Raw genomic sequence first — 22,102 nt, forward strand, 5'->3', positions numbered from 1 at the left:
ATCATTCACGTTACTTTCCTTAAGACATATACCCGATTATTTCGCCTATCTTTTAGAAATTCCAAGCTTGTGAACGCGCGTTTATTTTTGATTACTAAAACGAAGCATACTATTTGATGCCGTATCCATCTAGCTTTTCTATTGCTTTACTTCAGTTCAGATACTTATGAAGCTAAAAAATTATAACCATGCTATTGCTTGTTAAATCTCAAGGCAGTCCTCCTTCTCCTATTTCACATTTGTTCACTCACTTAATCCCTTCTGTGAACGCGTGTTTACAAAAGTATAAACTGAAAGCCGTTACATTGCAAGAACTTTCTTAAAAAAAAGAGAAGGTTTTCATCAAAAATGAAGAAGAATTCTTTTTTGTCATTCGCTGCAACTTTCTCTTTTCATTAATTTAACTGGGACAACATGCAATGATTGACGACTTTCTTTTTCAACAAATTCAATTATTGCCTTAGTTGCAATATCTGCCATTTCAACTAATTCCATCCTCATTGAAGTAAGTGGTGGATTAAAATACTTGGATGCTTCAATATCATCAAAACCGATGACTGAGATATCTTCCGGTACACGTAGTCCTTCATCCTTGATTGCTTTGATTGCCCCAAAAGCAATTTTATCATTACTAGCAAAAATTGCTGTAAAAGGAATATTTTTAGTAAAGAGCATCTTTGTCGCTTCATATCCCGCTTCTTCAACAAATTCACTGTCGATAATAAGTTCATTATCAATTTCTATTCCAGCATCTATTAACGCTTGTTTGTATCCTTTCACTCGATCTTTTGAAGAAAACTTTTCTAAGCCCCCAGTAATATGCACAATTCGTTTGTGATTCCTACTTATAAGATAATTGGTTGCTTGATATGAACCATTATAATTATCTGCATTTACAATGATTGATTTCTGATAAGTTAGATCTTCTGCGTTGAATGATTGGTCTACTAGTACAACCTTATATCCTCGATCAATAATGTTTTTAATCGATTCATCTCCATCATTTTGACCAATAAAAATACCACCAGAAATAGTTTTGTTATAAAAAACTTCTTTGATTTTTTCATAACCAGCTGGATTATGAATGATATGAACGAGTACTATATAACCCGATTCACTCGCAGCCTCTATCACAGAACTAACAAATTCTAAATAATAGGGGCTTTTCGTAATTCTATTTCTAAGTCCTTTTTCTTCATGAACAAAATCAATAACAAATAATCCAATAATTTTGTTTTTGCTTCCAGCAAGCATACGTGCGGAAGCATGCGGAACATAATCGTATTCTTTTATAATTTCCAATACTTTTTTCCTAGTTTTCTCTGGAACATTGGAATACCCATTAACGACTCTTGATACCGTACTCCGTGAGACCCCCGCAAGTTTAGCAATTTCAGTACTATTCATAAAATCCCTCCTCTACCAATTACTCTCTGCTTTTCTAAAGTAGAGTACCTGATATAAAATTAGAAGTCAAGCAACCTTCAATTTTATCATACTTCTATGGATAGGATAGTCTAAACTAGACATACATTTCTAGATATAGAAAAAATAATTTATTGAAGTGAACTATATGACTGATCTTTGAATTAGTTAATCAGAGAGGAACCAATAATTATAAAAAATATTTTTCAAGAAAGAAAAATTTCAAGAAATGCAGTGTTTTAAAAATAATATTATCTAATTTAGCATAAAAAGAAGATTACTATAGTTAATATAAAGAAATATTCTATAAAAAGAAATAAGATCTTTTTAAATAAGTTACTTAATTACTATCCAGAAAATATTACAGGTACTAAAAACAAACAGAAAGAGGATACTTTCGCAGGATTTAAAGAAAAAATCAATTTAGTGGAATTACAGGTCGTATACAGGAAAATACCCTTGGAAAAATTATAGAATATATCAAATGATGAAAAAATAAAGAATTTAACTATAAGTGCACAAGATTATTATTCTTTAAAATTTTATGGAAAAATGGATTCAATGTTTTTAGCAAATTACGTAATTCATTTTTTGATGAACAACAAAATACTATTTAGTTAGAATTCTCGGATAATATCAAAAGCGTTCAGAAAGAATGAACTTAAGAAATATTATTCCGTTTAAAAGAAAAACGATTGTAATTAGTGAAGATAAAGTATTAGAGTTAGACACAATAAGAATCTCATCAAAAAAAGATGAACAAATAGTTCCAATAAACGTTTTATATGCTAAAATTATTCTATGAAAAGAGGAGATTAAATGTTAATAACTACTACGGAATCTATACCAGGAAAGAACTATGAAATTATTTCTGAAGTCTTTGGTTTAACAACTATTTCAAGGAATATGCTTCAAGATTTAGGAGCAGGATTAAAAAGTGTAGTTGGGGGAGAAATTAAAGCCTATACAAAAATGCAACGAGAAGCTCGAGATACAGCTATTGAGAGGTTAATATCTGAAGCAAACGAACTAGGTGCTGACGCAATTGTTATGATGAGATTTGATTCGGGAACTATTCAATCAGATATGCAGTCGGTTATTGCTTACGGAACAGCTGTGAAGTTTATTTAACTAAAAAAAGATTCCTAAAAGGATTTTGCCTTTTAGAAATTTTTTCTAAATTTTTTAAAATGGTGAAAAAGAGGGATAGTATGAATAAGAAAGATACAAAATAATTGATTGCTGATTTGTATAATAGTTTTAAAGATAATCAAGGAAGTAACTATTTAGAATTAAAACAGGTACTACTAAAAGTATATAAAAAATTAGATACATCAATAAATGAAGAATCATTGATAGCTAGATTAACTAATTTTATTTATTTTAAAACACTAACTGAAAAATGGAAATTTACTGCGGAACAAAATCAAATTATAAATGAATTAAGTGCTATAGCTAAATCAGCTGATGTGAATAACAACTATAGAGGTGACCTGGGTAGCTTATCTCAATTCAATTAGGTCTAAGCAAATCGAATTATCAAAAACGATCGTTTTTGGCATAGATTATTAAATATAAAAAGAGAGCAATCGTTTTTTGACTGCTCTCATACTTCAAATGATTTACTATATTACCTATTCTAAGTCGCTTCCATTTGAAGCAATAACTTTTTTATACCAGAAAAAAGAATCTTTTTTATAGCGATTATAAGTGCCATTTCCTAAATCATCAGCATCTACGTAAATAAGTCCATAACGTTTTTTAAACTCTCCTGTCCCTGCTGAAACGATATCGACAGCACTCCAACAAGCATAGCCAATTAATTCTACACCATCCTCGATAGCTTGTGCCATTGCTTTAAAATGATCTCTCATATATTCGATTCGATGAGTGTCGTGAATTGTTCCATCCTCTTCCATCGTTTCATAAGCACCGATTCCATTTTCTACAATCATTAATGGTTTTTCATACCGTGCATAATATTCGTTCAACAGCCATCTCAAACCGGCAGGATCAATTGTCCATCCCCATTCTGTTGCTTCCAAAAGTGGATTTTGCATACCAAAATCAGTAGATCCTTCGTGTCTTTCTAACTCATCTGTTGAACAATCTGTACGATAATAACTGAAGCTAATAAAATCAACAGTCCCATTTTCAAGCACTCTGTGATCTTCCTCAGGAATGGAAAGATGGATATCATTGTCTTTCCAATAACGTTTCGCCCAATATGGATATTTTCCTTTGCACATTACATCCATGCAATAGTAATTCCAAATTTCCATGTCTCTTTGAGCAGCAGCAACGTCTCCCGGTTTACAAGATAATGGGTAAAAAGCAAAACCACACATCATACAGCCTACTTCGTTCTTTGAATCAATTTCATGTGCTAACTGAACCACCTTAGCACTAGCGATAAATTCATTGTGAAGCGCTTGGAAACGTCTGTTTATATCTTCAGTAGTTGCAGATGGATCATGCATTACAATTTTTCTATGCTTAGGTAAGATTCCAGATGTGATCAATTCACCATATGAAATTGTTCCGAAATTGATTTCGTTATGTGTTAGCCAACGAGTAACAAGTCCTTTATATTCTGTTAAAATAGTTTCTGCATATTTCAAAAATAAATCAATTACTTCTCTGTTGGCCCATCCGCCATATTTAACACAAATGTTCCAGGGAATATCATAATGAGTCATTGTAACAGTAGGTTCAATATCATGCTCTATACATTTTTCAAATAATTTTCTATAGTAGTCTAAACCAGCTTGGTTAGGTTGCTCATCATCTCCATTTGGAAAAATGCGCGACCAATTGATTGATAAGCGATAGGTTTTAAAACCCATTTCGGAAAATAGCTTAATATCTTCTTCAAAATGGTCATATTCCATACAACCTTTATGACTTGGATAAAAATATTTGTCCGTATCAATTGTATCTGTTACTAAACGAGGGTGCTCTCGATCACCATTCGTACAATGATCAAGCACAGATGCTCCTTTTCCATCTTTATTCCAAGCACCTTCTACTTGTGTAGCTGCTGTAGCTCCGCCCCATAAAAAATTTTCTGGAAATACATAATTATTCGTATTCATATTAGTTTAGTCCTCCACTCTTTCATTTATTCCAATAATTTTAGTCGCAATAAAAGCGCTCACAAAAGCAATAAACATAGTACCTATTGCCATTATCAAATTTGTATGACTACCATCTGGATTAATAAATGCCACTATACTTGCCACACCTGGTGAAACAAATGCATATTCAGCTACATGTGTGAATCCAGCGAATAGCCCGCCAATACCACCACCGATTGCGGCACTGATAAAAGGTTTTTGATACGGGATCAACACGCCAAAAATAGCTGGTTCTGTGATTCCGAAAACCGCCGTTAATCCCGAAGAAAAAGCCATGCCTTTCGTATCTTTATCTCGTACCATCGTCATTACTGCAATTGCCGCGCCACCAATAGCAAGGTTACCAGCCAGCATTCCTGGCATAATGAAATTTTCAAAACCGTTCTCTGAGAAAGCTAAGAAAATAGCTGCATACAACCCTGTTCCTGTTCCTGTAAAAACCAAAACTGCAGATGCGGCCCCGATGACTCCTACCGATAGCCATCCAAGATTTGTATTTAACCAAAGTAGACCTATTCCAATCAAGTGGCCTAACCATGTTCCAATAGGCGCTAAGAATAATAACGTCACTGGTACAGTGATAATCATTGTTAACAATGGCACCAAAAAGAATTTTATTTCTTTCGGAATATATTTATCTAGAGGTTTATAAACAATAGCCATAAATAAGACTCCAAAAATTACTGGCAAAATAGTACTAGAGTAATTCGCAGTGGTTACGGGTATACCAAGAAATTCAAGATTATTTACCCCATTGATATCTGGCGAAACTAATACAGCACCAAGCAGTGCACCGAGCATTGGGTTTATTGTTAACTTTTTAGCAGCATTATAGCCAATAAAAATTGGTAAAAATGAAAAAGCTGCAGTATATATTGAATTTAACACAATATAAGTTCCGGTTTCTGTTGATAGGTTAAAAAATGTTCTACACATCACCAAAACAGCACTCATCATCCCACCGGCAACAATAATTGGAAGAGATGGTAAAACTGTTCCAGCAATGAAATCCGTCGCAATCAAATAATAATTCTTTTTCTCTTTCTTATTAGGTACATCATTTTGAACAGCTTTATTACCAGAGGTATCATTGTGTCCAAAGTTGCCTAACTTACTAAATTCTAAATATACAGCACTCACATTTGTACCAATAATTACTTGATACTCATTTTCATTTTTAACTAGTCCTAATACTCCTTTTATCCTCTTTATCAAGGATTCGTCGACTTTACTTTCGTCTTTTATCGTTAAACGTAGTCGAGTTGCACAATGAGTCGCAAATAGAATGTTCTCTTGACCACCAAAACCAGATAGTATCTCTTTACTTAATTCCGTATTTAACATAGAAAAACCTCCTTGCTAAGGTATTGTTTTATCTGCAGATTTTAAATTCGAATTCATTTATATATTAACAAATACAAAATAAAAAAAAGGAGCAATTTATGTCCCTTTTTTTCTTAACTGATTTCTATATTCATGATAAATTACATCTAAATAGTATTCAATTGCTAAAGTATGATAAACTGTTTTACTATTTAGGTTGCCTACTTTTACCACAGGAAAAACCAAATCATACTCTTTTAAAACGTTCCCATCATCCATAGATGTTATGATAGCTTTCGAGCATTCAATACTGTTAATCAAATCAGCTACTTGATACGTAAAATTCCCTAAAACAGAAATGACTATTATCAAATCATTAGGTTCTATTCTTTTAAGAATTTTACTTTCAGAAAAATTGTAAGCAACGATTCGAACCATTTTCCCCGAATAAATCATCTCTTTTTGGAATTCTAAACATCTAGATCCATAAATATCAGATATTAAAAAAACAATTTCTCGAGAATTTATCATAGCATTGGCAATATCATGAATTTCTTTTTTATTTTGACTTTTTAGATTAATCGCCATTTCAGATATTTGATCTGCTAGATAGTCAGGATAACTATCTCTTTCATCGAAATTTATATAATAATTATATTGCTCAGGTTCTTTTTTTAAATGGCGAAAGTTATCAAAACCAATAAACTTAGCAAAGCGTCGAATGGATGTTCTAGTAACATAACATTCAGCTGCGGCATCAAAAATATTAATTTCATCTAATTTATCAAAATGTTTCAAAAAATACTTTGCAATTATTACCCTAGAATCGTCTTCATCGTAATTATTAATAATACCTAAAAGTGAATTTAACAACCCATATTTATTTAAATTGCTCATAGTATTTCTCCTTATCATTTATATATAATGCTAAATAAAAAATCATAGGATAATAGTTTAACCTAATAAGGATCTACTAATTAGTAGATGAAATTATATAAGCAATAGTTTCATCTAGTCTATACCGGGTCCGTGATCATATTTTTTACCATTACCTATTGTGTAAAACTGACCACCTGATACATAATGTACAGTACGCAATTCATCAGGTGCATCATCAAAAATTCAGTGTCCATTACTAAATACTCTATCATCACTCTAAGCCCCAACAATTTCTCCCATGAATAAATCATGTTCTTGTTCATTTTGTTCGTTAGGTATGATTTTCCAAATTAACTAACCTGCACATCCCTCGACTAAAGGAAGCTTAAATTTTTTATCAAAAAAATCAGAATATTTTTAAGCTTGTTATCTGTATTGTTATCTATATTTTTAGCACTATGCTCTCCGACATAGAGGACTGTTTCCATCTGTTTAGCAGTTGGAATATTGACTACATAATAACCACTGTTTTCAATTAGTTGTCGTGTAAATGCTTGTTTTCCAATGTTTTAGCCGAAATCATAGTAGTAGGTCCCACTTGTAAAAGACGATATGCTTTGTTCAAATCTATAGGTTTTATCGCCATTATATATCCTCACTTTTCTCTATTTTTTTGTTTCTAAAAGCTATCTTTCAATTTAAATCTATAATACAATTAAGTGATTAAAATTACCAGTATGTACTTTTTTTGTAAGATACTATCTAAAAAGGGAGCATACATGAGAATTAAAAAAAGTATAAATGGAACTCCAATTAAAAATAATGAATCTTTTGATGATTCATTATCGTTCGTTTTAGATAATCGATAATTAACAATTTTTAAAAAGTCAATTCTGCAATTCTAGTCAAAAGAAAGACACCTACAAAAAGTAGGTGCAGTTCTCCGCTTTTAAAGTCGGACATTAGTCCTCAAATAATGATACAATAGAATTGTTAATTTTAATCTACTTTACATAAATCGCATTATAACAAGTAGTTTATTTCCGTCAGTAATGGAAAGTAGTAGTTCACTCGTACTTTTAAAATTTATACTAAAATCTTTTCATCATTTTTAGTGTTTCTGTTTTGTACCCCATACTTTCGTAAAGTCCAAGTGCTCTAGTATTTTGGGAGAATACATTGAGACCAACTGCAAAATAGCCATTTTCTATTGCCCATTCTTCAGCTAAAGTCATTAATTTTTTTCCCAGTCCTTTTCCTTCCACAGACTCACTAACGACAATCCTAGAAATGTAGCCATATTTTTCTCCGCTAATCCAATCAACATCGGGTTCTAACTGAAGAAAAGCAATAATATTTTGACCTTCTTTTACTACTAGAATAGTATTGGATTCTTTTTCTAAATCCTTTTCCATTAAACATGCCTGTTTTTCTTTAAAGCTTTCTTCAGTGACGCCTTCAGGAAGAGTCACTGAAGAAAGTCTCGAGACTAGTTTTAACAGCATTTCTCTATCCGTAGTTTTATTATAATTATCAATTTTCATGTCTATCTCCTTTAAGTTACTCATTTTGCTAGATTAATTATATCAGTGTTTTACTATGAAATGTATTAATCTTAAAACTACCAAACCCTTAGTTATTTAACTCCTTAGCTAACATAATCCCGATTATAAAAAGGTACCCACCAGTCAAGTGATTGGTGGGCTTACTTTGTGATTTCCAATTGGCCTACCTAAACACCCACTGGTATCCCTCATTTTTCACCTCAAAAAGATTGTGAAATTTTAAAGTAGAACGATTTAGTCTTCGTTATTTTTGTCTTCATTTTTAAGTTCTTCTGTCGTGTTCAAATTCTCTATTGTAGTTGGTTTTTCTTTATCACCTTTTTTTCGATTGACAAACACAAATAAAAATACTAGTAATATTATTGCTATACCGACAAATAGTAGCCACTTCATGACAACCTCACCTGTTTGTGGAAATATACGCACACCCCCAATTTCATTAATTATACATGCTAAATACACACTTTAAAAGTTGCTATTGCAGCGTTCTATTTTTGTGTATCGAGGTATACCCATAATGCACACCTTGCTTTTATTTAAAATGTTGATTATCTATATTTTCATGTTTCTAAAAATTATCGAAATAAAAAAACTCTTTACGCATATTAGCGTAAAAAGTTTTTTAAATTATTGTTCGTAATAAAGTACTCTTTGAAGCGCATTATCTATGATTTCTGCATCTTCAGGATGTTCTAGTCGTAAACCATTAGAAGCCGATATTGCCGCTGAAAGACTAGATTGAACAGACTGTTTCACATGAGGATCTTCAATAGAATTTATATAGTCAATTTGTTTTTGTCGAACATCATTTATAAAACTATAATAATAATCCTCTAAACTTAATTCACTCTCTTCGCTTTGTTCTATTGGCAATGATTCTTCATCACTATTGCTTGATTGTTGTTTAAACGACGACGTAATAGTTGATTCTGAAGTAGAACTATAAGTTGTTGAGTCCTTCTTTTTTTCTGAACTAGATATTTTTGTTGAAGATTCTTTCTCTTTACTACTAGAATCTTCCGAATTTGTTACAGACCCTTTTGTACAACCTACTAACAAAAATGAAAAAAGTACAAATGTTCCAATCATTTTTTCATTTAAATCTGACTCCTTTTTAAAATTTCTTACTAACTAATTATATCATATATAATTAGTTAGTAAGATTTAGTCTATCTGTAATTTTTTCCCATTATCAAAAACCGTCGTTAAATACTTATTTGATCATGGTTCTTAAATTTCATACCTTCTTGATATCCTGAATAATAAGCTTCGATGTCTTTTATCTTGTGAGAGGTATCTTTTCCTGTAACAAGCCCCAAGTCTTCTATATGATTCTCTACAACTTCAGGTAGTTGAAGTGCTAATTCATAGCCATTGGTTATTACTTGTTTTCTAAAAATACTATCCAAACCAATTAAATACCCTTGAATGTAGTCTTGTTTCAATTGCCATTTACGCTTTCTTTTTCTCTTGATTTCTGGTTGTTGCATGTACTTTTTAGCGCAATAGGCAATACTACCAAAAGTATTTTCTGCTTGTATCGCATAAGCTTGGCTAATTAAGTATTCAATAGCTTCTTGCTTTGTTTTATCTTCACTGAAGATAGCATTTGTATATCTCTGTGAACTGTCACATTATAATTCTTCTTTACAGATTGCTTTTGTCATTACCTTAACACCTTTTCAAAATAGTATTTAGTTGTTCCATCAAAAAGGGCATTAATCAATTTTCCAAAAACATTGAATCCATATTTTTTATAAAATTCTAACACTTGATAATCCTGTGTGCTTACCGTTATATGTATCATAATTACCTTCCTTTCATTTTTAACATTCATTACTATTACTAATTGTTTTTATTTTCCTAAGTGGCTAAATTCATTATATAATCCGCCCTAATAAATCAACTTATTTTGTTCGCTAATTTATTAAAAAAATATTATAATGATAACAAAAATAGAGATATGCGCTAACATACCTCTATTGTGTAAACCGTTCAAAGCGGTACTTTAAATTAATAATCTAAAAAAATAGATTGTCAACCTACCAAAGTTGAGACAGTCTATTTTTTGTTGTTCTTACTACTGATATGAAAAACTAATGTTGCGAATGCTGCCACAAACATCAATGCTTCATAAACAGTCAAACTTATTCCTTTCTGGGAGTAAAGCAACAAATCAACATAAGGCATCCCCCCATTTCTTTTGGAATTAGCCAACTGCCTAAAACTTTCTACATTGATTAGTATATCATACTTAACTTTATTTTCTTTCACCTTTCTTAGTAGCTTTTTAGTAAAAATCGGAACTTTTTATTTGTCGTTCTTGATATTCAATATCAATCAAAAATTTTGTTCATAGTCACGTTGTATTAATTTATGATAGAGTGTCGCTTATCCGGCAGTCTTTCGACTGAAAGGGAGTGCATGTTGTAATCAAAGAGTTTCTTTGCTTCCCTTGTACATCATATTTTTCAACCTTTATAACAATAACATTCTTTTTTACTAATCGTTTTTGAATAGGAAATAATATAATAAACTAAACCACATAAGAGAAAACGAATCTAGTTAGTCTAATTATCAATAGTACCAACTAGAAAACAAACAATATAACTTAAATAATTGATTTTTTCATTTGTTACCATTTTTTCATAGTTCCCTACCTTTACCATCCTTTTTGAAACACACACCTATCATTAATCCGATACTTAAATCTAATACAATACCTATCAGTAATCCTAGTGCCAAGTTATCTAAGAATAGTCCAAAAATCATTCCTAGACTAATCCCAAACAGACTACTTATACTTATACTTATACTTATGGCAAATTCATTGTCCTTCTTTTTCATTTAACATGATTATTTCCTACTTCTCAATTAAATTTTTTTGTTATTTTATCTTATATATAAGTAACGACTTTTTGTTGTTATTTAATGATTAATTGTCGTTTTTTTGTTGTTAATCGTCCGTTTTTTATGTATACTTATATCCATAGGATAGAAATAACAAACAAAAGAGCAGATTTTCCTTTCATTCTAAAGTAATTAAGAATCCGCCTCTTTTAACAAGTAAATCAATCATTGGCGCTTTAGCGTTTGGTCACCAACCAACGGATAAAGTCTTGATTAACAGTAGACCCTGCTTATCAATTATGCCAATAGTATATTTAAGAAACTATTTTCTTTTTGTGCATATCAATTCTCTACTCGTTTCCAGCATAAACCAGAAAAAAAGAAGTTTCTTTAGTATACCTATTGTGTGAACGAGTGCAGAAAGCTGTACTCGTTTTTTTGTTTTCTATCGTTTTCTATCCTAGAATCACTGAGAAAAAGAAATTGACTGTATGAACGAACAGTCAAGAAAAAATAAATAGGCACTTCATTCACTAGCACCACCTAGCAAATGAAGCCCTGAATAGAAAGTAGACCCTCTCTATCCAAGTTGCCTGATTACTAATGCCGTAGCACTAGCTTCTTTATTGTACCTAATTTTTGTAAGAATTTCTAGACAGTTTTTGAAATTTCTTTCAATTTGATAAAGATTCTTATGGTTTTAGTCGTCATTTCAACAGTAGAGGCTGCAAACTCTGCTGTTTTTCTTTTTCTTGGTGTATTTTTGTCTCTAAAGCTCTCCATAATTCGAAATTTTCTTAGGTTCGTTTTCTTTTATTTGATAAAAAAATTATCAGTTACTTAAATGTTCATGCAAAAGTAACCAATTCGAATTTTCTTTTACAAAAATATTGGTGGCTTTTCCTCCACCTTCAACAAACTTATTTTCTATAAATCCTGAATACTTATAATTATAGATACAAGTAGCTACTTCTTCTGTAACAATTATCCATTCTACCTCACTCACTTCATACTTTTCATTCACAATAATGTTCCATGCATTTTCAAAGTATGAGCGAATATCTTTTGTGCTCTGGCATTTTTTATCTGAAAAAAAATAAACAGCATTTGATGATAAGCATTTTTCTACATTATCAAACTTATGGGAATTTGTTGCTTCGATATAAGACATCAGTGCTTTTTCATACTCTTTCATTTTTATCTCCTCCAATATTTATTATTTTAACATAAAAAAAGGCAATCAATTTTCGATTACCTTTTCGGCTTAATTAAAGAAATAAAACATGATACTTACTTAAGTTGTATCAATACAATTTTCGTTTTCACGTTCATAACTAAGAACAAATCAACCAGCTCCTTAATTGATCAAAGATCACTAAACTAGCGTCTGTTCTTTTTAAGTAATAAAAAGTAGCCTAGTACGCCACCTACTAATGCAGCAACAGCAACACAAACAATTCGATTCATCCAAACATTGACATCCTATTTATGTAATAATGTTAATGCATGATTTGCCACACTAATAGATACATAGATAATAACTAAATAAGATACAATTTCTCTCGTTTTACTCATTATTACTCCTCCTTTTTGATTATTTTATCAGAGTAATATAAATCGAAGAACTATTTTTCCAAAACGGTTTAGTTCACTGCCTAAGCGGTATATTTTTAGCATAACAACCTCCTCAAAAAAATGATTTTTGTGATATGCCAAAAATATAGCCTACTATCCGTTCGATTTTTCTCAAAAATAAGCCCATTTATTTTAGTTTCTAATACAGAACAAACAACATAATTCAATAAAAATCTCGGTATCTACTTTTTTAGCTTAATACTTTCGCTTCAATTTGACACTCTCTGTAACTTAATTTTTTTCTAATACTATTTCTGTCGCTCCCAAATGTATAGTCACTTTATCGGTAATATTATACGCGTTATAATCAAAAGTCATTTGATGATAATTCTTCCCATCTTTTGTAACATCCGTGAACATTTTACTCACAAATTGTTCTTCTCTGCCATCTATCGTTACAGAAATAAAGTTTTCATCAATTCTATGATTCATGTCTGGCACCTCTTCTTCACTAAACGTCACAATAAATGACGTCGGAAGCTCTGTGCCTTCAACTTTACCTTTCCATTCATCATCTGTTGGTAAAAAAGAAACCTCATTAAATTGTTTTATATCACTTGTTTCAATCGGTAACTCCCATTCTCCTGAAACAGATTGAACATCAAAATCAAGAACTTGCTCACCTGTTGCTTGTGGATCGATAGGTATCTTGTTCATTGACTGAATTTGAGTGATTTCAATCACTGCATTTTCTAATATGGGTAAGTTTTCCCCTTCATACTCTAACCCATATTCCAAATCGATTGTATTTGCTTCTTTATCAAAATAAGAAGTAGGTCTGATCACATGAGGAAAAGCAGCTATCTCTTTATTTTCTGATAAATTTGTTTTAAAATCTGCTAGATACGTGCCATCTCCATTTTTTATTGCAAAATACATTAAATAATCTCTTTCTTCTTTACTTTGAAGAATCGAATTCTTAGGAAGTTTAATTTGAACATGGATACCTAATTCATTTTTTGTAGCGTAAACTTCTTTTAAGCTTACTGTCAACTCTTGATTTTTTGATTCCACATTTTGTTCAACAATGACTCCTTGTTCTTTTAAATTTTCAGAAGTAAATTTACCAAATCGAAAGAAATTACTCATTGCGTTACTAATAGGAGTGAAAGCTATAACTAAAGAAATAACAGCTGCAATAATTAGCCATGGTAGAATTCGTTTTTTTCTATGTTTTCTTTTCATTTGATTTATTTTTCCATAAGCTTCGTTAAGCGCTAGACGACTTTCATGAGAAATTTCCCGCTCTTTTTGTAACTCTTTTTTTAATTTCACTTCAAATTTTTCCATTATTTTTCGTCTCCTTCAAAATAATCATATTCCCTTTTCAATAATTCACGTCCCCTAAATAATCTTGATTTGATTGTCCCTACGGGCTCACAAAGTATTTCACTAATTTCTTTGACCGAAAAACCAACATAATAATACAGTACAATCGGTATCTGATAAATTGAATCCATTGTTTTTACCATTTGGTTAATGGAAAACTGTTCGAATATTATATTTTCTTTGACTGATCGAAGTATCTTACTTTCTTCTTTTTCTTTTACTTCAATCATTTTTTTGCATTGATTAATCAAGATTTTACCAATCCAAGTATTAAAATACTGAGGTTTTTTCACCTTTTCTATATTTTGATAAGCACTTAAAACCGTTTCTTGCAAAACATCTGCTACATCTTGTTCATTATGCAAAAAACGATAAGCCATATTATAAAGTACTTTTTCATAAGATTGAATTAATTGAATAAACGCTTCATGGTTTCCCCGCTGTGCTTGCTTCACTAACAAAACATTGTCTAACAATTCTATACCCCCATCCCTTTTTAGTATTACATATATTAGAGTTAATAAAATGCCCTTTGGTTGCATGGTTAGAAAAAAATTTTTCGTTTGGAATAAAATAGGCTTGTTTTGTAACCGAACTATTGTTTCGTCCAGTTACTCCACTATAACAGTGAGAATAGAAACTATTTTTACGAAAAAATAAACCCTTCAGTAAAATAAAAAAAAATAATTGAAGATTACAAGAACTTGAAACGCAAATTCTGTAACCTTCAATTATTTAAACGATGAACTATTTTTCAAGGAATTCTGCGAAAAAAGCTAAAACTCTTTGAATTTCTTGATTCCAAAATTCCCAAGTATGTCCTCCGGGTCCTTCTTCATATGTGAAATTCGCCAACGCATCGGTTGCTTTCTTTTTAAACGTTTGATTATCTTCGTAAAGAAAATCTTCTGTTCCACAAATTTGCAAGAAAGCAGGCGCCTGTTCTGTTTTTAATTTATCAGAAAATAGTTGGAAAAGATTATCTGTACTCGCTGATAAATGAGCGATATCACCAAAAACAAGTCCAAATGATTTGTTTCGGCTTTGATCTCGTTCCCACAAAGAAACAATATCTAACGCACCTGACATCGAAGCAGCTGCTCGAAATTTCTCTGGCGCTTGCATGCCCCACTTAAAGGCGCCATAGCCACCCATTGAAAGTCCTGCTACAAATGTTTTAGCAGGATCACTTTTTACTCCATACCATTCTTTGATTCTTTGAGGTAGTTCAATCGCAATAAAATCCCAATAATCATCCCCATATGCCATGTTGGTATAATAGCTAAGCTCCACTTGAGGCATAACAATCATAAATGGATAATCTCCAGCAAAACGCGCTAAAGAAGTAGCATCTAACCAAGCATTACAATCATCGGAATAACCATGAAGTAAATACATTACAGGTGTATCTCTCGTCATATTTTCTGGTAAATAAATGTTTAAACTTGTTCCTTTTCCTAATACCTGCGAACGAAAGCTCATTCGTGCAATAGTCATTAAATCCCATCCCTTTCAGAAAACGATCCACCCTCAATAAAGCTAGTGTATATGTGTTCATCTTCTGTTTCTTCTCCGTTGATCAATTGAATGATTTTTTCAGCAGCTAACATTCCCCAACGTTGTTTTGAATAAGAAATTGTTGCTAATCTCGGTTGCACAAAAGTACTAATTTCAATATTATCAAAACCGATTAAGCGAATGTCTTTTCCTATTTCATAAGGTGTTTCTTTAAAATATTTATAGACACCAATCGCCATTTCATCATTCAGTGCAAAAATATCGACTGGTAACGTCGGTTGTTTTTCCATAATTGCTTTCGCTGCCAGATAGCCAGATGGTTCTGTAAAATCTCCTGAAATAACTTCGTAATCAATCCCGAAAAGTTCTAATTCTTTGGTACTTGCTTTCAATCGTTCTTGACTATCGTAACCTTTTTCTGGACCTGAAATCAAAAACATTTTTTTCGTGTTACAAGCAACTGCTTTTTCGATTGCTAATGTTGCTCCGCCTTTATTGTCTAATAAGACTTTACGAATATTTTGATGCGAAATCAAGCGATCTAAGATGACTAAATAATGACCACGATCCGCAAATTGATTGATTTCTTTATTTTTAAACGTCCAATCTAAAACAATCGCTCCATCAATCATTCGTTCGGGAATAAACAAATGTGATTTATTCCCGCTACAAACGATCATTTCATAATCATGAATCTCTAAACCCTTTTTGATTCCATCTAATAGTTCGCCATAAAAACTACCGCCATAATCAGCGAGATAGACACCAATTATATTGGTTTGTTTTCGTTTCAACGTCCGAGCAGCCATGTTAGGAACGTAATCCAATTCATCGGCAATTGCTTGTATTTTTTCTCTAGTTGCTTCTGTAACTTTTGGACTACCATTCAATGCATAAGAAACAGTCGAGATTGATACACCTGCTCTTTTTGCAATTTCTTTAATTCCTACCATGTCCCCTCATCTCCTAACAATAAATTTCTAATTTATTTTCCTTTTCATTTAAAATGTTCACTAATTCTTCTTGCGCAACGATTAAGCCACCAGATCGGTAAGGATTTTCTTCACGTGCTACAGATACTTCTTTCCCATTAATGACAATCTGAGCTTGATTCGTATTTAAGTGGAAGGTCATCTGAACATCTTTGCCCGCCAACTGGTATGTCATTTCCAAGCCATCTAACTCGCTTGGTAACACTGGATCAAAAATTACTCGTTCAGAATCTTCACGAATTCCTAGAACATTTGTTAATAATTGATTTAAATAGATTCCTGGTCCGCTAGAATAAATACGCCAGCCGCCTTTTACCCCAACACTGCCATCTTTTAATTTAGCGAAGTTCTCTTGCGCATCATAACGTGTTTTAAAATCACCGTCTGAACTACTGAAATACACATTTGCTTGGCGAATTTCAGCATTATCAACATGCTCTTTGATTTGAATCGGATTGATTACATTCAAAGCGCGCCATGTCTCATCCGTTTTGCCTATTTTAGCCATCGCTTCAGTAAAACGAATATGCGCGTGTACGTATTGTAAACCAATCTCACGACCAAAGTTTGCTGCTTGTTCAGCACGTTTGAAGTTTGTGCTGACACCGCCATTATAAGTCGCAGGACGATTCATCAAACGAACGCCATCGGGGAATTGTAAATGCTTTTTAATAATCGCATAATGATGCTCCACTTGTTCAGCCGTCAATAATTCAGCAATCATACTACGAGTCATCGGTAATAAACGATATTGAATCCCTGTTTTTTGATCTGATGGATGAATCATTTTTTCCACATGTTCTGTATCTTCCATATAAACAAAACCAGGAATCGTTTCACCAGATAAAATGTATTTTTCAAAATCTTTTTTGATATTTTGCGCTAATTCAGCTAAATGATCACCATATGCTTGATCTACTTCTTTCAGTAAACTAGCTAATTTGTTGACCACTTGATAAGTCAATGCAACGGTCCAACTACTTGCCATGTAGGTTTTTAATTTACTGTCGTATGGCTGTAACGTATCATCCCAATCGCCATCACTGTAACAAGACAGGTAAGTTCCTTCCAAAAAGTTATCTTCAATAAATTGAATCTCTTTTTTGACATGATCAAATAACGTATAAGTTTGATCCGTTTTTAAGAATGTTTCACGATTAGTATAAGGAATTTTTTCATCTAAAATACTAAAGTCTTTTGTTTTAGCCAAATAATCGGCAACAATTTTCATCGGCCAAACAATCACATCTCCGTGACTTTCATCCGCTTTTTGTTTTTCATAACGATCGAACATAAACCATTGTGGCCAATTTCCATCATTTTCAAACTGATTCGCATAAACATTTTTAATGATTGAACGTACAATCTCTGGTTTATTTACAGCAAAGAAGAATTCAGTCGGTCCTTGCGAAACATCACGTGTTCCCCAAGCAGCTCCGCCATACTGTTCCAATCCATGTGGAGACAAGTAATGGACTAACATATTATGCGTATACCAACGAGATAAGACATTCATTGAAGCTACTGATTCTTTTTCATGTGTTAATTGGAAATTATTCAGTAAACTATTAATATACGTCACATAATGATTGTTCTCAGCTTCTTGTGTTGTTGCTACATTTTGATAAGCTGCTCCAGTTAGCGTTCCTTGGATGTGCATTGAAAATGCTGCTTGTTCTTCAATCACAAACGTTGTTAACACTTCTGATGATTGGCTTGATAAGAATAGACGCTCATCCGTTATCTCAAAAGGTTTATCTAATGAGAAATAATAGGTCAAATCAGGATATTCTTCATGAATCACAGAACGATTGTTTGCTTTTACCGTTACTAATTCAGCTTCTTTACTGATTTCATAGGTTGGATTCTCTTCTTCGCCATTCATCACTAATTGGTTCGTGATAGCAAACGTGTAATTAACCCCATTTTGACTTGTTACAACTGTATGGATTTCTTTTGTATCGCACAATGTAAACGTTACAACTTTGATTATATCATTCTCTAATTTGTAATACCATGTCGCTGAGTTTAATCCCATTTCAAAAGCAGATGGCATTGTTAAAATTCGCCATTTGTTTCCTTCTTTAAGATAAATTCGTTGCCCAGACTGTTTCATAATATTCAATGAATTACGACTATTGCTCATTAATTTATTCATGCTCGTATTTCCTAATACGATTTGAGAATTGAATAATCCGTACATATAAACAGTTGTACTTAACAACGGTTTATCAACAGTTAAATCTGTTCCACTTAAAAGAATATGACCATGAGCACGTTCCATCGCAACTTCTTTTTCTTTAAGCACAACATGGTGATAATCATCTGTAAAGAACGAGACCACTTTACCAGCCACTTTTTCAACTAAGTTTTGTTGTGGAAATAATGAATTACGTTCTTCATCCGTCAACGATTTTCCTGTTAAAGGCACTCCTAATTGTTTTGTACTTACCACTTTTTCAGTAGATAATTCTGAGAATTTTAACGCATCATAACTTTTTTGAATTTCTGCTTTAGGAACAAGTGGTGCTTTAATCACTGATTCTTGATTGGCAACTGTTGCGCCATAGAAGACCACAACTGTTTCCTTCTCTGTTAGATTATATTGCTCTGTTTGTAAAGCAATATAGGCAAATTCATATTGATACACTTCATTTGCTAACGTTTCTTGGCTCAGTGCTTTCGGTTGGTTGGTTTCTTTGTATTCACGTCCAAAGAATTGATACCCATCGGTAGAAAAACCAACTAGATGATTTAAACTTCCTTGTTCAACCACCGGGAATTTTCCATTTTGTGGTTGATTTTGTCTAGAAGACACAACGATCGTGCCATCTTCTTTGGTGATGTGATGATCCACATATTGAGACATATAAGCTTCATTCGCCTGAACGGCACCTTGCGTTGCATTTCCGATATCTTGTCCATAGATTACATCTACTTTTTGACCAGAACCTTTTAAGCTCACTTGCCAGAACCAAATACCAGAAGGCGCCAATAGAAAGTCCACTTGATAGGAAACACCTAAAAATTCACCTAGCCAAGCTAAGCGCTCGTCACTCGAATGGAAGGCACTTGCCGAATTTGAACCAATCATCGGTGTACTGTGAATGCCATTTTCATCATGGATTCTTAAATATAATTGGTTACAACTACCATCAAGGGCATTTCCGTGTAATTGATTGATCATTATTTCTTGATTTTGAATGTCGTAAAGGTCTCCTGTCTCTAAAAACGAGACAATCGTTCCATTATTTTTAAATGTTCGTTTTTTATGAGTCATCTAAATCTCCCTATCTCTATTTCACTAATTTAAAGTTTTCTGTTTGTACAGCTACACTACTTGAACCAACCATTACTTCGAATATTCCGCTATCGCTTGTAAATGTTTGATCACTATGAACATAACGTAAAAGTTCTTCCGTAATTGTAAAGTTAACTGTCTTTTTCTCATGTGCAGCTAAGCGGACTTTTTTAAAGCCTTTTAATTCTTTAACTGGACGAACCACTTCGCCGACTTTATCACGAATATACAGTTGAACAGTTTCTTCTCCAGCTATCTCAGATTTGTTTTCAATCGTAACAGAGACTTGAATCGCTCCATCAGGTTTTAATTCGTTCGTATCAAGTACAAAATCCGTATATGCAAATGTACTATAGCTTAACCCAAAACCAAATGGATATTTGGCATAATTTGATACATCTAAATATTTACTTACATATTTTTCGTTTGGATCTGGTTTATAGGGTCTACCTGTATTGTCATAGTTATAGTAAACAGGAATTTGTCCGACTGTTTCTGGGAATGACATACTTAAACGACCACTTGGGTTATAGTCACCATATAAAATTTCAGCTAAAGCAGCGCCACCTTCTGTTCCAGGGAACCAAGCTTCAACAATCGCTTTCGCTTCATCGATTCCTTGTAAATCTAACGGACGACCATTGTATAAAGTAACAATAATATTATCGTTGACTTCATGAATTGCTTTAAACAAATCTAATTGTGCTTGCGGTAAACGGATATCACTACGGCTTGAAGCTTCACCACTCATCCAATCTTCTTCTCCTAATGCTAAGACTACTTTATCAACTATTTTTGCTAAAGCAATAGCTTCGTCGATGGCTGCTTGACTTGGTGCAAAATAATCAAATGCTTCTTTACCTGTTACATATTCTGCTTTCAACTCTTTTGCTCCAGCAACTAATGAAACAGCTTCTTCTTTTTTCCCTTGCCAAGACCAAACACCTAAGACATCATCTGAGTTGGCTGCAGGCCCAATAATAGCTACTTTTTCTGTTTTCACTAATGGTAAAATGTCTTCATTTTTCAACAGGACAATCGACTTTCTCGCAACGTCTCTTGCCGCTTCACGATGTTCATTAGATAAAATAACTTCTTTTTCTAAGGCAGCATCTGCTCCTCGATGTGGATTTTCAAATAAACCTAAATCATTTTTCAATGTTAATATACGTAAAACTGCTTCATCTAATAATGCTTCGTCTATCACTTTTTCTTCGATTAATTCTTTTAAGTTTTCTGTATAACAAGTTGTCATCATTTCAATATCGACACCCGCTTTAAGGGCAAGTTCAGCTGCTTGTTTCTTATCTTCAGCCACACCATGAGCAATCAATTCAATCACAGCACCCCAGTCAGAAATAACGACACCTTCAAAGCCAAATTCTTTTCTTAAGACATCTCTAAACAACCATTTATTTCCAGTTGCTGGAACTCCATCAACGGTATTAAATGAAGTCATCACCAATTTAGCTCCCGCATCTAATGCTGCTTTGTATCCTGGTAAATAGCTATCACGTAATTGTCTTTCTGACATATTTACTGTATTGTAATCACGACCACCAATCGCTGCGCCATATGCAGCAAAATGCTTCACACAAGCGGCTACACGGAAGAAATCATTTTGTAAATCATCTCCTTGATACCCTTTTACAAAAGCTTCCGCAAAACGACTGTTTAAAAATGGATCTTCTCCTGTTGATTCCATCACGCGTCCCCAACGAGGATCACGAACTAAATCGACCATTGGTGAAAAGGTTACATGTAAACCAGAAACGGCTGCTTCTTTTGCCGAAACTTCAGCTACTTTTTCAGCAACTTCTATATCCCATGAACTACCTAATCCTAAAGGAATCGGGAAAATCGTACGGAAACCATGAATGATATCCGCCATTAAAATCGTTGGTATTCCTAAACGATTATTTTCCATATATTCTTTTTGTACACGAATCGCTTCTTTTGCACCCGAAATTCCCAATGTTGTTCCAGCATTATTGATATCTTCATGCGTTAATCCTAGATTTGACATGGGACCTGTCTTTTCTTCGGCTTTTTCAGAATAAAATTCTGCCGCTAATTGAAGTAGCTGACCTATTTTTTCATCGATTGTCATTTGTTCTAATAATTCATTTAATTTCTTCGCTTCCATTA

General features: G+C 32.8%; 18 protein-coding genes. 2 read left to right on the plus strand and 16 right to left on the minus strand.

Features of this window, described 5'->3' with window-relative positions; genetic code table 11:
• Positions 1–369 precede the first annotated feature (369 nt).
• The gene (locus tag ACYSNW_RS11820) at positions 370–1,407 is read right to left on the minus strand and encodes a LacI family DNA-binding transcriptional regulator (RefSeq protein ID WP_461744712.1); all 1,038 of its coding nucleotides are present in this window, start codon (positions 1,405–1,407) and stop codon (positions 370–372) included.
• An 837-nt stretch (positions 1,408–2,244) separates the two neighbouring features.
• Here ACYSNW_RS11820 and ACYSNW_RS11825 point away from each other — a divergent pair.
• Positions 2,245–2,556 (plus strand): heavy metal-binding domain-containing protein, encoded by a 312-nt coding sequence (locus ACYSNW_RS11825; protein WP_461744713.1) that lies wholly within the window; start codon positions 2,245–2,247, stop codon positions 2,554–2,556.
• Positions 2,557–2,660: 104 nt separating this feature from the next.
• Positions 2,661–2,945, plus strand: a complete 285-nt coding sequence (locus tag ACYSNW_RS11830; protein ID WP_461744714.1) for a bacteriocin immunity protein — start codon at positions 2,661–2,663, stop codon at positions 2,943–2,945.
• Between the two features lie 114 nt (positions 2,946–3,059).
• Here ACYSNW_RS11830 and ACYSNW_RS11835 read toward each other — a convergent pair whose 3' ends face one another.
• From ACYSNW_RS11835 to bglX, 15 genes are all read right to left on the minus strand, one after another.
• On the minus strand, positions 3,060–4,520 hold the full coding sequence (locus tag ACYSNW_RS11835) for a glycoside hydrolase family 1 protein (RefSeq protein ID WP_461744715.1): 1,461 nt from the start codon (positions 4,518–4,520) through the stop codon (positions 3,060–3,062).
• Positions 4,521–4,526: 6 nt separating this feature from the next.
• Entirely contained in the window at positions 4,527–5,906 is a 1,380-nt protein-coding gene (locus tag ACYSNW_RS11840; RefSeq protein WP_461744716.1) for a PTS transporter subunit EIIC, read from the minus strand.
• Positions 5,907–6,002: 96 nt separating this feature from the next.
• Positions 6,003–6,782, minus strand: coding sequence for a MurR/RpiR family transcriptional regulator (locus ACYSNW_RS11845; protein ID WP_461744717.1), 780 nt, complete (start codon positions 6,780–6,782; stop codon positions 6,003–6,005).
• A 1,073-nt stretch (positions 6,783–7,855) separates the two neighbouring features.
• The gene (locus ACYSNW_RS11850) at positions 7,856–8,308 is read right to left on the minus strand and encodes a GNAT family N-acetyltransferase (protein WP_461744718.1); all 453 of its coding nucleotides are present in this window, start codon (positions 8,306–8,308) and stop codon (positions 7,856–7,858) included.
• A 255-nt stretch (positions 8,309–8,563) separates the two neighbouring features.
• Positions 8,564–8,791 (minus strand): LPXTG cell wall anchor domain-containing protein, encoded by a 228-nt coding sequence (locus tag ACYSNW_RS11855; RefSeq protein ID WP_461744720.1) that lies wholly within the window; start codon positions 8,789–8,791, stop codon positions 8,564–8,566.
• Between the two features lie 165 nt (positions 8,792–8,956).
• A complete protein-coding gene (locus ACYSNW_RS11860; protein WP_461744722.1) occupies positions 8,957–9,418 on the minus strand; it encodes a hypothetical protein in 462 nt (153 codons plus the stop codon).
• Between the two features lie 116 nt (positions 9,419–9,534).
• The gene (locus tag ACYSNW_RS11865) at positions 9,535–9,819 is read right to left on the minus strand and encodes a hypothetical protein (protein WP_461744724.1); all 285 of its coding nucleotides are present in this window, start codon (positions 9,817–9,819) and stop codon (positions 9,535–9,537) included.
• Between the two features lie 176 nt (positions 9,820–9,995).
• A complete protein-coding gene (locus tag ACYSNW_RS11870) occupies positions 9,996–10,136 on the minus strand; it encodes a hypothetical protein (protein WP_461744726.1) in 141 nt (46 codons plus the stop codon).
• A 1,875-nt stretch (positions 10,137–12,011) separates the two neighbouring features.
• Positions 12,012–12,374 (minus strand): YybH family protein, encoded by a 363-nt coding sequence (locus tag ACYSNW_RS11875; RefSeq protein WP_461744727.1) that lies wholly within the window; start codon positions 12,372–12,374, stop codon positions 12,012–12,014.
• Positions 12,375–13,045: 671 nt separating this feature from the next.
• A complete protein-coding gene (locus tag ACYSNW_RS11880) occupies positions 13,046–14,104 on the minus strand; it encodes a DUF4179 domain-containing protein (RefSeq protein ID WP_461744729.1) in 1,059 nt (352 codons plus the stop codon).
• Positions 14,104–14,619: an RNA polymerase sigma factor gene (locus ACYSNW_RS11885; protein WP_461744730.1), complete on the minus strand. Its 516-nt coding sequence runs from the start codon at positions 14,617–14,619 to the stop codon at positions 14,104–14,106. Before ACYSNW_RS11885 ends, ACYSNW_RS11880 begins: the two co-directional genes overlap by 1 nt.
• Positions 14,620–14,890: 271 nt before the next feature.
• Positions 14,891–15,640, minus strand: coding sequence for an alpha/beta hydrolase (locus ACYSNW_RS11890; RefSeq protein ID WP_461744732.1), 750 nt, complete (start codon positions 15,638–15,640; stop codon positions 14,891–14,893).
• Positions 15,640–16,614: a LacI family DNA-binding transcriptional regulator gene (locus ACYSNW_RS11895; RefSeq protein ID WP_461744734.1), complete on the minus strand. Its 975-nt coding sequence runs from the start codon at positions 16,612–16,614 to the stop codon at positions 15,640–15,642. Before ACYSNW_RS11895 ends, ACYSNW_RS11890 begins: the two co-directional genes overlap by 1 nt.
• A 13-nt stretch (positions 16,615–16,627) precedes the next feature.
• Entirely contained in the window at positions 16,628–19,933 is a 3,306-nt protein-coding gene (locus ACYSNW_RS11900) for a GH36-type glycosyl hydrolase domain-containing protein (protein ID WP_461744735.1), read from the minus strand.
• Between the two features lie 16 nt (positions 19,934–19,949).
• Positions 19,950–22,100: a beta-glucosidase BglX gene (gene bglX / locus ACYSNW_RS11905; protein ID WP_461744737.1), complete on the minus strand. Its 2,151-nt coding sequence runs from the start codon at positions 22,098–22,100 to the stop codon at positions 19,950–19,952.
• Between the last annotated feature and the right edge of the window lie 2 nt (positions 22,101–22,102).

The sequence above is a fragment of the Enterococcus sp. LJL99 genome, assembly GCF_054871725.1.

Excerpts from the sequence above, each read along its gene's own strand:
- ACYSNW_RS11820 (WP_461744712.1), bottom strand. The coding sequence starts at position 1,407 with ATGAATAGTACTGAAATTGCTAAACTTGCGGGGGTCTCACGGAGTACG.
- ACYSNW_RS11825 (WP_461744713.1), top strand. The coding sequence starts at position 2,245 with ATGTTAATAACTACTACGGAATCTATACCAGGAAAGAACTATGAAATT.
- ACYSNW_RS11835 (WP_461744715.1), bottom strand. The coding sequence starts at position 4,520 with ATGAATACGAATAATTATGTATTTCCAGAAAATTTTTTATGGGGCGGA.
- ACYSNW_RS11840 (WP_461744716.1), bottom strand. The coding sequence starts at position 5,906 with ATGTTAAATACGGAATTAAGTAAAGAGATACTATCTGGTTTTGGTGGT.
- ACYSNW_RS11845 (WP_461744717.1), bottom strand. The coding sequence starts at position 6,782 with ATGAGCAATTTAAATAAATATGGGTTGTTAAATTCACTTTTAGGTATT.
- ACYSNW_RS11850 (WP_461744718.1), bottom strand. The coding sequence starts at position 8,308 with ATGAAAATTGATAATTATAATAAAACTACGGATAGAGAAATGCTGTTA.
- ACYSNW_RS11860 (WP_461744722.1), bottom strand. The coding sequence starts at position 9,418 with ATGATTGGAACATTTGTACTTTTTTCATTTTTGTTAGTAGGTTGTACA.
- ACYSNW_RS11865 (WP_461744724.1), bottom strand. The coding sequence starts at position 9,819 with ATGCAACAACCAGAAATCAAGAGAAAAAGAAAGCGTAAATGGCAATTG.
- ACYSNW_RS11870 (WP_461744726.1), bottom strand. The coding sequence starts at position 10,136 with ATGATACATATAACGGTAAGCACACAGGATTATCAAGTGTTAGAATTT.
- ACYSNW_RS11875 (WP_461744727.1), bottom strand. The coding sequence starts at position 12,374 with ATGAAAGAGTATGAAAAAGCACTGATGTCTTATATCGAAGCAACAAAT.
- ACYSNW_RS11880 (WP_461744729.1), bottom strand. The coding sequence starts at position 14,104 with ATGGAAAAATTTGAAGTGAAATTAAAAAAAGAGTTACAAAAAGAGCGG.
- ACYSNW_RS11890 (WP_461744732.1), bottom strand. The coding sequence starts at position 15,640 with ATGACTATTGCACGAATGAGCTTTCGTTCGCAGGTATTAGGAAAAGGA.
- ACYSNW_RS11895 (WP_461744734.1), bottom strand. The coding sequence starts at position 16,614 with ATGGTAGGAATTAAAGAAATTGCAAAAAGAGCAGGTGTATCAATCTCG.
- ACYSNW_RS11900 (WP_461744735.1), bottom strand. The coding sequence starts at position 19,933 with ATGACTCATAAAAAACGAACATTTAAAAATAATGGAACGATTGTCTCG.
- bglX (WP_461744737.1), bottom strand. The coding sequence starts at position 22,100 with ATGGAAGCGAAGAAATTAAATGAATTATTAGAACAAATGACAATCGAT.